General features: G+C 48.2%; 10 protein-coding genes. 2 read left to right on the top strand and 8 right to left on the bottom strand.

From position 1 onward, the window contains the following. Window positions 1–32: 32 nt before the first annotated feature. Together helD and ACQW03_RS02045 are read right to left on the bottom strand one after the other, a co-directional pair. Window positions 33–2,411: an RNA polymerase recycling motor HelD gene (gene helD / locus ACQW03_RS02040; protein WP_441948035.1), complete on the bottom strand. Its 2,379-nt coding sequence runs from the start codon at window positions 2,409–2,411 to the stop codon at window positions 33–35. Between the two features lie 357 nt (window positions 2,412–2,768). Further along, a complete protein-coding gene (locus ACQW03_RS02045; protein ID WP_175405266.1) occupies window positions 2,769–3,800 on the bottom strand; it encodes an FUSC family protein in 1,032 nt (343 codons plus the stop codon). A 187-nt stretch (window positions 3,801–3,987) separates the two neighbouring features. Here ACQW03_RS02045 and ACQW03_RS02050 point away from each other — a divergent pair, with 187 nt between their 5' ends. Continuing rightward, entirely contained in the window at window positions 3,988–5,310 is a 1,323-nt protein-coding gene (locus tag ACQW03_RS02050; RefSeq protein WP_441948037.1) for an MFS transporter, read from the top strand. Window positions 5,311–5,403: 93 nt separating this feature from the next. Further along, the gene (locus ACQW03_RS02055) at window positions 5,404–6,582 is read left to right on the top strand and encodes a glycosyltransferase family 4 protein (RefSeq protein WP_441948039.1); all 1,179 of its coding nucleotides are present in this window, start codon (window positions 5,404–5,406) and stop codon (window positions 6,580–6,582) included. A 21-nt stretch (window positions 6,583–6,603) separates the two neighbouring features. On the opposite strand, the gene ACQW03_RS02060 is transcribed toward ACQW03_RS02055, so the two are convergent. The 6 genes from ACQW03_RS02060 to ACQW03_RS02085 form a co-directional block, all read right to left on the bottom strand. Beyond that, window positions 6,604–7,236 (bottom strand): DUF2238 domain-containing protein, encoded by a 633-nt coding sequence (locus tag ACQW03_RS02060; RefSeq protein WP_071640354.1) that lies wholly within the window; start codon window positions 7,234–7,236, stop codon window positions 6,604–6,606. A gap of 25 nt (window positions 7,237–7,261) precedes the next feature. Then, window positions 7,262–7,465: a YwbE family protein gene (locus tag ACQW03_RS02065; RefSeq protein ID WP_013309792.1), complete on the bottom strand. Its 204-nt coding sequence runs from the start codon at window positions 7,463–7,465 to the stop codon at window positions 7,262–7,264. A 64-nt stretch (window positions 7,466–7,529) separates the two neighbouring features. After that, window positions 7,530–8,270 carry a DUF1361 domain-containing protein gene (locus tag ACQW03_RS02070; protein WP_441948042.1) on the bottom strand — a complete coding sequence of 247 codons (741 nt, stop codon included), beginning with the start codon at window positions 8,268–8,270 and terminating at the stop codon, window positions 7,530–7,532. A gap of 187 nt (window positions 8,271–8,457) precedes the next feature. Next, window positions 8,458–10,209: a hypothetical protein gene (locus ACQW03_RS02075; RefSeq protein ID WP_441948044.1), complete on the bottom strand. Its 1,752-nt coding sequence runs from the start codon at window positions 10,207–10,209 to the stop codon at window positions 8,458–8,460. 34 nt (window positions 10,210–10,243) lie between these two features. Beyond that, entirely contained in the window at window positions 10,244–11,206 is a 963-nt protein-coding gene (locus tag ACQW03_RS02080; protein WP_441948046.1) for a sugar phosphate isomerase/epimerase family protein, read from the bottom strand. Beyond that, entirely contained in the window at window positions 11,203–12,075 is an 873-nt protein-coding gene (locus ACQW03_RS02085; RefSeq protein ID WP_071640347.1) for a carbohydrate ABC transporter permease, read from the bottom strand. Before ACQW03_RS02085 ends, ACQW03_RS02080 begins: the two co-directional genes overlap by 4 nt. Window positions 12,076–12,084 lie beyond the last annotated feature (9 nt).

Raw genomic sequence — 12,084 nt, forward strand, 5'->3', positions numbered from 1 at the left:
TATTTGCCCCCAGCTGATTGCCAATGTCCTCTCTATAGAACACGATCACTTTCTCCCACTTTGCGGGTATACGTATCCGAATCCCGTAAACTCACGAATGGCGTAATCTCCCCTATGCTATAAATATGCAGCAGATGCATCGCTCGCGTACAGGCGGTGTAGAATAACTTACGCTCACTCTCACGCTGGTATTGTTTCGCTGACCCGTCATAAATCAGGACCGCATCGAATTCCACGCCTTTTGCCAGGTAGGCCGGAATGATATGAATCCCCTTTTCGAAAGCAGGCGTTGTTTTCTTAATTAATTTTGGCTTCACTGACAGCTTTCCTTCCAGCGCTTCGTAGGCTGCCGCGCTTTCGTCAGCATTTTTACAAATCACCGCGATGGATTCATAGCCTTCCGCCAACAATTCTGTGACATTCCCAGCTATCCGTTGATGCAACTTTTCACGCGAACGCACCTCGGTTACAAGAGGCTTCTCACCCTTACGATTAAACGGTACAATGTGCTCTCCCCCAGCGACCATCCCCCGGGTAAATTCCACAATCTCCTTTGTTGAGCGATAGCTTCGTGTCAGGGAAATCATTTCGGTCTGATCTGCACCATACAAATCATACAATGGCTCTGCATCCTGAAGCACCGAGGCATGGGCATAGATAGCCTGGTTAAAATCACCCAGTGCCGTCATTTTAGCCTGTGGAAATAAGCGCTTGAAGAAAGCCAGTTGGAATGGGGAATAGTCCTGTGCCTCATCAATAAACACGTGACGGATGTTGCTATTAGAACGGAAACCCAGCATCAGCTCACGCAAATATAAAAAGGGTGTCACATCCTCATACGCTAACTCCCCAGCCTGAATTCGTTCCAGAGTTTGTCGACTAATTTCACCCCAGCTGACGGGCAGCTCTACATGATTCGCCAGTTGACTCAATAGCGTCTCGTTCATAAACAGCTCGCTGTAGAGCCGGGTCGTATCTACGAAGCGAAGCGCCTTAATCCATTTGCGCAGGGGCTTTAAGCGGTCACTGACCACCATACGCGCCAATATTTCTCTTTCACGCGTAAAATCGTCGAAGGTATCGCCCTTATTCTTGGATTTACGGCGCATGCGGTTATAGGCACGCTGATAATCCTCCGGCTCCATCAGATCCATCTGTTGATCCACCCATGGGGCGGAGCATTCTTCCTTACCAAAGCGGGCCAGCTCTTTGAGCATCCAATCCCGCAGCAGTTCCAATCGGTTCGCCAGCCGCACCGTAGAGTCGAATTCATAAAACTTGCGTGCCATTTGCTCTACTGAAACCACCTCACGTCCCTGAAAGCGGATGGGTTTAAAACGCATTCCCTCCTGTTCCAAATACGTCTTGTAGCTTGTAATCACATGTAAGAACGTCTTGGACGACTTAAAGCGGATACCCTCCATCCTGGCTTCATACCCAGGCTGTAACGACGCTGAAAGCACATATTCCAGCTGTTCAAATGGATCTTCTAACTGAAACTCCCGGCCCAAACGCCGCTCCAAATATTCCTGAAACGTGGCCTGAAGCATATTTTCCTCACCCAATTCAGGCAATACTGTCGATACATAACTGTTGAACATCGGGTTAGGCGAAAATAACACGACCTGATCCGCTCGTAAGCGATCCCGGTACTTATACAGCAAATACGCTACTCTCTGAAGCGCAGCAGAGGTTTTGCCACTTCCTGCCGCCCCCTGAACAATGAGCATCCGGCTTCGATCATCACGGATGATGCGATTCTGCTCCTTTTGGATGGTAGCTACAATACTTTTCATTTGAGCATCCGAGCTGCGGCTCAATACTGCTTGAAGAAGTTCGTCTCCAATCGTCACCCCTGTATCGAACATAAAACGGATCTGTCCATCACGGATCGAGAATTGACGCTTAAGCGTGAGTTCCCCTTCCATCTCCCCTGCCGGGGTCTTATATGAAGCGGGCCCCGGCATGTTATCGTAATAAAGATTGGAAATAGGCGCGCGCCAGTCGTAGATCAGAAACTCCTCATCTTGATTATCCAGCAGGGAGGCAATCCCCAGATAAACACGTTCCGCAGTCTGCCCTTCCTCAGCAAAATCAATGCGTGCAAAATACGGTGAATCAAGCAACTTTTTCAAACGACCTAACGCCTCTGTAGAATGCTTGTGTCTTCGTTCCCGCTCAGACAAAATCTCAGACTGCTGACGCAAACTGGTGGACGTCTCGCCCACATCATCTGCCTCACTGAAATTGATCGTTACCTCATCCCAGAAGTCTTTACGCATATCGACGACATCTCCGCGCACAGAACCAACCTCTGTCTCTAGCTTCCGAATACGCCCGCTAATCACTGCGGTCACATCTTCTACTCTTCGTTGTTCTTCATTCCATTGCTGTTCAGTAGTCACTGACATCGCTCCTGTTCCGTTTCCTCCTGCTCCACGCAGGGCTCCCTTGCGTACAAACTATGCTCTATTATGGACCCGGGCATACTCGCGGCATCCCCCTGATCCGGGAAAATTGACTAAACCTTTGAAGCATGCTATAATGTAAAAAGAAGTGTAATTCACAACTTATGCATATGTTTTCACCATAAAACAGAGCATCCTCTATTGTATCAAGTTCGGTCCCTGTTCGCAACCAGCGGGCTTTTTTTTGTGCGTTCTGGCAACCTTCTATTAACCTGTTCTTACATAATTGAATTCATTACATAAAAAAGCGACCAGCCATCTGATTGATGAATGCGGTCGCTTTTCTTTTAGGAAATTCGCCTATCTACTCTCTTCCACAGGATGAATATGATCGGCCAGTCTGCTCAGCCTCTCCAGCTGATGACCATAGTCGTACATCGCCGCAGCTACAATGGAAAGCCGCAGCATCCCCTCCTGACAATGGTCAAAACGTGTAATCGCATGCTTCATAAATTCGCCGTTGGCTTGCTGAAACAATTCACTTTCGTCCTCATTCGGTTTTAGCTTATTTTCGAATTTCAGTAGAGCATGCTCGTGAAAACGAATCAGTAGCTCCAGATGACTGTCAAAAAAAGCATCCGTTCCCTTTGGCCGTAAAGACTGGAAGTAGTGCCTTTCCACTGCATCCAGTACCTCATATCCCTTGTGCAAACTTCCGAGCATTTGTTTGTATACTACCATTTGTCTCGTTTGACTAAACTTAGAGCGCTTGAGCTTCTTCTGCTCTTCCTCGAACAAATGATATTTGTCCGACAGCGATTTAATGGCTCCCTCCAAATTTCCTTTTTCCTCTTTAAAGACAGACTCCTTAATCTCATCGGAAATGGCAGTACGTAGCAACAAAGACATGCTGTTAAATACATTTTGAATCTGATTAATAAACTGCCTTTTCGGTTTCGGGGGAAAAACGCTAACATTGATGACAAAAGCAGACACAATCCCAATCAAAGTGAGCGCAAAGCGGGTCACCGCAAATTTCCAGTCCCCTGAGGCTTCCATTACAGAAACAACGGTCACAAGTGTCAATCCAACCGTATCAGCCATATTTATTTTCAGACATATCATAAGCACCAATACACATACCAGTCCGACTGCAATCGGCTCATTCGAAAATACCATTCCGCCCAGCAACGCCATGATTGCACCTAGTGTGCTTGTTTGGAGTTGATCCAGAAAATAACGCCACGACCTATATATCGACGGTTGCATAGCAAAAATAGCGGCTATCGCTGCCCCCACAGGCGAATGGGTGTTCAAAAGCGTGCTCAGAAAAAGGGCGAGCGTCACTGCGATTCCCGTTTTTAACACCCGTGCTCCAAAAGCCAAAGCCATCCCTCCTGCTTACCTTTCAAATTTATTCATACCGAATTACTATAATGAAAATTCAATGTAAAGTCCATGCTTTATTATTACCCAAAACAATCGGAGATCAGGAATATTTATGAAATGTACAGTTCCTGATAGAATACATATCAACAGAATTAACTTATTTGCAACAACGTCACAGGAGGAACTCATCGTGTCATGGATTAGCAAAATGTTAGAAGAGCCCCGAAAGTGGCCGCGTAATATCCGATTGTTTTTTATGGCCAATCTGCTGTACCAGATGGGTACAGGCATGTTTTCTGTGCTGTACAACCTGTATATCCAAAAACTTGGCTTTGACGATGATATGAACGGCCAAGTGGTCAGCATGCAAGCGCTAGCGACGGCGTTGCTGTTCATTCCGGTCGGATTTTTGGGGGATCGGACGAGCCGCAAAAATATGCTGGTCATCGGCGCGTTATTCAGCGGTCTGGCCTTTCTCGCCCGTACCTTTACAGATACCAGCGGAAGCATGTTGGTATTTGCCGTAATCTCAGGTGTATTCGCCGCCTTTATTCAGGTGCTGGCTGTGCCTTTTTTAGCGGAAAGCATAAGTAAAGCCCAACGTTTAAAAATATTCAGCTATTACTCAGCTCTTGTACTGGCAGCCCAGGTCCTGGGCAGCTTCGGGGGTGGTGTACTCGCAGATGGGCTGCAGACGTGGGGAATCACACCGCTATCCAGTCTGCGGGTTGCTCTGTTCCTTGGAGGAATGGCAACATTGACCGCTTTTATTCCTCTATTATTCATCACAAAAACTACGGCAACCTTAGAAGCACCAGCTCCTGCCGAATCTTCACCTCAAACAGAACAAGTACATACGCCGCACAGTACATCCGATATCCCTGCCTCGGAGACGCCTGCTGCTGCTTCTGATCGCCGGGTTATTGGACAATTTGTTCTTGCCCAGTTTTTTCTTGGACTGGGTTCAGGTCTGGTCATCCCGTATCTTAATTTGTATTTTACGAACCGCTTCTCCGTATCGCTCAGCGCAATGAGTTTACTGATTGCACTCGGCCAGCTCATGACCATCCTCTCCATGTTGATCGGACCTACCCTCGGTAGCCGAATTGGACTGGTCAGAGCTGTAGTTGGCTTCCAACTGCTTTCGCTACCGTTCCTTCTCATTACAGGCTTTACGAACGTGCTATGGATCGCTTCCATCAGCTTTCTATTCAGGCAAGCGCTAATGAATGCAGCCAATCCGCTGCAAACCGCCATTCTCGTCGAACGTGTGTCAGATAAAAATCGTGGCATTGCCAACTCCATTCTCCAGACGACCTGGATGCTAGGCACCGCAGGTATGGGACCTGTACAAGCCTATTTAGTTACAACTTATGGCAACTACTGGGGCTATGCCATCACATTTAGCATGACAGGTGTTTTCTATATTTTGTCTTCCCTCGTCTATTACAGAATGTTCCGAGAAAAGCGCCCGTCCGCGGGCCAGCTTTTACAAAACCCGGCAAGCTCGTAAACAAAATCATGACACAATAAAAGCCGGAGCCTCCAAGCGGACTCCCCTGGAACGTCATAGGATAAATGAGAATGGCGGAGGAGGAATGAAGGCATGCTTCGAGTTGCATTATTTACGGATACGTATACGCCTGACGTGAATGGCGCTGCTCTGACCCTGGAACGATGGGTTGGCTATCTGGAGACACATGGAGTATCTACGCTCGTCTTCGCACCGGAGGCAGACCATCATCTGCCCTCTGGGCCGGGTGTGGAGCGATTTCGAAGTATTCCCTTTTTATTGTACTGGGAATGCAGACTTGCGATCCCCAACGCCAAACAGATCAACGAGCGTCTGTCAGCCTTTTCCCCGCATTTGATTCATGTCGCTACTCCGTTTAACCTTGGCCTCTATGGAACAAGCTACGCAGCCAAACACCATATTCCACTCGTCGCCTCATATCACACCCACTTTGATAAATACCTCGAATATTACAAGCTTCGCTGGCTTGAACCTGCGTTATGGAAATACATGCTCTGGTTTCACAGACATTGCGAAAGGGTGTATGTCCCTTCTCAATCAACCATGGAATTGTTGCGCAATAAAGGAATGGGGCAGCTCGAGATCTGGAGTAGAGGCATTGATACTGACCGATTTCAACCAAAGGTGGACCGGAATGCAGTATGGAAGAAATGGGGCGTTCATGCAGATGCATTTGTTATTTTGTATGTGGGCAGGCTTGCACCGGAAAAGGGGATAGACACGTTACTGGATTCCTATCTCCAGTTACCCGACGACGTCCGCGCAGCCTCTGTGTTGGTCATTGCAGGAGATGGTCCATTGTATAAGGTCAAAACTGCAGCGGATATAGGAGTGCCGGAGCATGCAGTCCACTGGCTTGGTTTTGTGAAAGGCCCGGAATTAGCTGAACTCTACGCCGCAGCCGACGTATTTCTCTTCCCTTCCACCACGGAAACCTTCGGCAACGTTGTACTGGAGGCTATGGCGAGCGGTACACCTGTGGTCGGTGCCAATGAAGGCGGGGTAAAAGATAATCTAATCCATGGAAAAACAGGGCTATTGTGTCCTTCTGGGGACGCCGCTGCCTTTGCCAAAGCTGTACACCTATTGTACGAGGATGCCTCACTTCGCGATTCGATGTCCAGAGCGGGTAGAGCCTACAGCCTGGAGCAGACGTGGGACCGTATTTTTGAACGGCTACTGGACAGCTACATGGACGCAGCAACCCTACACCTTGACTTCAAAAACAGCGAAATTCCAGATAGCATGTAAAGGCGAGGTAGATAAATTCTGCTAATACCTTAATTGTTTCAGCAGCTTGTTATGTACCCCACTCAACAAAATCACTGCGGTCAAGGCACCGATGAACGCAAGAAGCATATCCCATTGGGTATCCCATACATCTCCTTGTGTGCCCAAAAAGGCTTCTGCTGCCGTTCCGGTTGCCTTGGCTACAGCAAACTCAATCAGCTCGTACACAGCGCTGATCGCAAGACACACACTAACCGTGAGGAAAGTGAGCCAGCTCCCGCTTCCCAAGGCCGTTTTACGCAACAGCACTTCCCTGACAATGAGTGCAGGTACAAAACCTTGTACAAAATGCCCAAGTCGATCATAATAATTGCGCTCCAGTCCGAACGTATCCCGAATCCAGTTGAACAGTGGCATTTCGGCATAGGTATAATGTCCACCGACAATCAGGATCAATGCGTGCAGCCAGATTAGGGTGTATACCAGATTGGTAAACCGAAATCTACGGTACAAAGCCGTCAGCAGCACAGCTCCCAAAACCGCCGGGAGAACTTCCAGTACCCATGTAAAATAATCCGCCGGGCGAATCAAGGACCAAATGAGGGCAAGCGCCAGCAATACAAGTAAAACAAGCGGGTAGCGATCATTTTTAGACCATGCCGTTGCCTGGTTCATCTTCATTCCTCCTCAGCCCAAAGCTCTAGCCTTCGTTCGTTACGATATGTTTGACACGCCCAACCTGTCCGTCTGCCAAACGCACTTTGATTCCATGCGGATGACGCGGGGAATTGGTCAAAATATCTTTCACCGTTCCGCGTGTCAGCTTACCGGTAGGCTGATCCTTTTTAAGTACAATATCTACCTGAAGACCAGCGCGGATATCGGATCGATTCTGTCCGTTCATTGTAGCTATTCCTCCTTTATTTTTACATTTTTTGATAATATTCAGCCACTCAGCTACAATTGAATCACCAGCGACGCCATTCGTCCCGGCGGTTGTTCCCCATCCAGACTACGCACATCGTGGATACATAGCTGACGAGCAAAATGACGAATACCATCCCACTAAACTCCACAAAATGAGTACGTTGCAAGGAGTCTGCCCATATGGAAGATACCTGTGCATACAGTTGAGAGGGCGCAGAAACAATATCCCATGTGTTCCCTCGAAAGAAACGGCCAATGTAAATACCCAGGCTGCTCAACAAGAGTACCGCCAGCATAAACAGCCAACTAACAAGCCCACCACGTGCACGCTGTACCAATTGTCGTACGGATTCGAGCGATACAAAACCCATTGTCAGGCCAAGTACGGCTACCAGCAGCATTCCCAGTACATGATTCCAAAAGTACGGATTTCCCCAGAAACGTTGCTCCCCGAGAAATGGATATCTGGCGAATACATGCAGCAAATCTGTGATCAAATAGGGTGTATTGGGATAAAAGAAAAGCCATGCCGCCCCCGTAACCCAGAGTAAAAATGTTCTCGTTCCCCGCCTCCACGAGCTGTACATTACATCAAGCAGTAGCGTCAACAGCATAGGAATCCAAGCCAACATCATATTCCACCAAATAAAAAGATAAGGGCGGCCCCCTGAGGGCAGTCGCACGTTAATGATCCACAATGTACTGATTACGGAGCATAAGGCCAGTGCTAAAAAAACATAGAGTTTTAGTGGATAATTTAACGATCTTAAACGGGCATACATATGTGTCTTTCCTCCTTGTAACCGTCCTGCCTTCCTGACGTTCCAATTTACACCTGTTCTGGACAGTGTACACCACAATGGCTTCAAGCTCAATGGAAGCGCTCTACCCCTGCATAAATGAACATAAAAAAAACATCCGTTCTCCGGGAATTGACCTCATCCCCGAAAAATAGATGCTTACTGTGTTTTAGACTTCACTCACAGGTAAAGGCGACATACGAATGCGGATCGTCTGATCAAACGGAGCCATCCAGTTGACCAGCAATGTATGGCAATCCATGGGGAGAGTGGCTCCCCTTACCGAATTAGCCATATGCTCTACGGTTGTTCCCATCAGCTCAAACCACGCATTCCCAGATTCATAGCGCGCCATACCACCAGTCCAACATTGAACCGTTTCGTTAAACAGCCGGTATTCCCCGCAAGTGAAGCGTCCTTCGCGCCCAAAAATAAAACTAATCTGTGCCATGCAATCTACTGGACCCTCTGAGCGAAAACGAAGCGTCCACACATCACCCTGACGATCCACATCGACCCGAATTTCATGCTTTTGTTCATGGGTTAATGGCCGTTTGTGATGCGGAAGCAAGTACCACGGACTGACTTCCTCCTGCGAGGTAGGCGGCAGATCTAAGGTCGCTACAGGGCCATAATAACCTTTGACCTGTGTGCCCGACAAAGTCCAACCATGTTCGTGAGCTGTCAGCTTCTGCATGGGTACAAAACCAGGCGAGAAATACGATGCAGCCTGAACCGCCAATAATCGTGCATCTCCGTGCCGCAACGATAGGAACGATGAAGCCTCGGTCATCAGCGTGGCACTGGTATCCTCCTGCCGAAATCGAACGACTGGCGCTCCAAAGTCCGTATGCAGTCGGCTATGATAAATCTGCTGGTGATGGCCTGCCTCATCCATTCGACTCAGATAGTCAGCCCTTGGGAAGTCTCCGTTCAGTAGTTGGTTATAGGTGACAGGTAGTATAGCTGACGATACTTTACGAGTTTGCAAACGCGGATCTAGTAAAAAGCGCACAGCCGCATTGATAGGAGCACCGCCAGGATGATCCATGACTTGAATAGCGGCGACAGCCATCGCTTCAAATATAGCGTCCTCATCCTCTGTAGCCAGCATGGCATATGGTAGAAGATAAGAAGATAGGTTCATGACCACCCCAAAATCCTGCCTCCCTGAATACTCTGTGACCACTTCGCCATCAGGATGGACAAGGTACACCATCATGCGTAAATTACGGCGTACCGACTCTAGTAGCTCCGGCAGTTTTAGTAATCGGGCAGCATGAATCAGCATAATATCGCTAACAGCATTATAAATTCCGTTGCTGCGCTCCGTCCATTCGCCATCTGGCGTCCCATCCAGCCCTTCGGCTAGCCAAGCCTCGGCCCGCACGAGCGTCTCGGGCAGGTCAAACAGCTCATGTAGAAATCCCAGCGCAGCACACAATACCCAACGGTGATTTGGCGTATGGCAACCTCCGGTCAGCATGACCGGAATCGTCCGCTCCAGAAACAAGCGGATGGCATCAATCACCCGGCGCAGCTCCAGCCAGTCGTCACCAACCAGCAGCTGATAGACCTGGGCGTAGCCTACCACCACGAACGCTGTATCCGGTGGCGAGTGAAAATTGGTCCAGCCCGGTGAAATAGAACCGTCCTCATGCTGCACACGTAGCATGTACTGTGCAGCCAGCTCCAGTCGGATGAGTACATCCTCCTTGCGATAATATACAGAATCCGGATTGACGAGCGCTGCCGCCCAGATCGCCATTGCGGCAGGAGTCCCGACCGAATGATTAGGCCAAGCGATTCCATTCTCATCATCAGTCACTCCGCCGTAATAACGGCTGTCAGCATCCAGTACCTGATGGTCCATACCTGGTTTTACCCAGGCATCGTTGATCGCTACGATTTTACTATACATTCCTCTCAACCCCTGTAATATGCATAATCGTTTATCATCCTTGCGGCTGAAGCTTCGCTATCTTACTTGTCAGCAACTCATGGCTACGTTCAATATCCTCCGGCCGACAAGCTGCTTTCAGCTCATAAACCTTAATAGGGGCCTGCCGGATAATATTCACGAAACGATCGAAGAACTCCAGATCACCACTATGAATATAAGGGCACCAGTGGTCGGATAATCCAATGGTTTCATGAATATGAACACCGAGAATATAGTCGATCATTTCATTGGCTTCCTTGGCGTTGTCGTACAGTCCCATTCGGTCCATAATCATACCGTGGCCAATGTCATACCACAGATAGACAGGTGCACCCTTCAAACGATCTATAATCGTCTTTGCCTCCTGCAACGTAGGTATCTGATAGCAGCGTGAACGCGTTTCAATGCCAATGGCTACATCATATCCCTTGGATGCGATGCGGTCACACACTTCTTCCAGACTATCACGGATGCGTTGTACATAGTGCCCACTCAGTGAATTCCGACGCTCCAGCATTTGGCCCCATAACGTTTGATAAGCAGCAAAATCCCTGCCCTGCTCATTGAAAATATCCTCTAGTTCCTCACTGATATCATATGGAAATGGAACCTCTCCGGGATGCACAACTACCGCTTTTGCACCATAACGATGCGCATATTCAGCAGATTGCACCAGCAGCTCTATCGCACGTTTTCGCTTGCTTTCATCGTCAAACCCGAGCAGAACGGAATCCGTGCCGTAATCCGGGTCTGGTGTATGAGGAAATGTATTATGCACACTCGATATGCCGATTTCTTCCCGCTCAATCATAGGCTCAATCGTCGTCAGCATTTCCCGGGTAATGTTATAGTTCAGCTCCACCCTGCTAAAGCCCAACTGACGGATTTCCTCTACAAGTTCTCGGCCGACCGTATGCTTTTTAATATTCCAACAGGTGGAAAAAGAATATTCCCCCTTCGCCTTCATTGTCATCATCCTTTCACCGCTCCCACCATCACGCCGCTGACAAAATATCTTTGCAGCCACGGATACACTAGCAGAATTGGAACCGTTGCAAAAATGACACTTGCTGCCTTCAACCCTTCGGGCGTAATTCTTGCGCCACTGGCTCCTTCCAGCCTGGTTAGCTCGGATACCATATTATTTTGAATCATTTGATACAGCTTGAGCTGTAACGGGAACAAATCGGGGTTTTGAATATACATCAGCGTATCCTGAAATCCGTTCCAACGGCCTACACCATAAAACAAGCTTAATGTCGCCAGCACGGGCAGGGACAGCGGCAGTACAATCCGAATCAAAGTGCCGAACTGGCTGCTGCCATCAATTTCTGCTGCTTCTCCCAAACTTTCCGGAATCCCGTTAAAAAAAGAAATTAGAATAATTAAATAAAACGGACTGATCAGACCGGGTAAAATAAGGGACCACATATTATTCAACAAATGTAAGTCGCGCACCAGAATGTATTCAGGAATGATGCCGCCGCTGAAAAACATTGTTACTACAATGATGAACATAATCGTTTTACGACCTCTTAGGTGTTTCTTCGTTAATGGATATGCTGCGATAATTGTCATTAACATGCTCAGCACTGTCGTGATCACCGTCAGCATGACCGTAAACCCAAGCGAACGGATCATGCTCATATCGGAAAAGACCTTTCCGTATGCTTTTAAATTGAACTCAACCGGGAACAAAGTAACTTCCCCGGATGTAATGGCACGGTTTGAGCTAAAGGAAATAGACAAAATGTGAATAAACGGGGCCAAGCACAGCAGTACAGCCACAGCCACCAACACGGTGGTTACGATATCAAAGGTGCGATTTGCAGTACGTTCACTCATCAGATGTCA

Source organism: Paenibacillus sp. DRB1-1 (genome assembly GCF_052119485.1).
Lineage (GTDB): Bacteria > Bacillota > Bacilli > Paenibacillales > Paenibacillaceae > Paenibacillus > Paenibacillus polymyxa_B.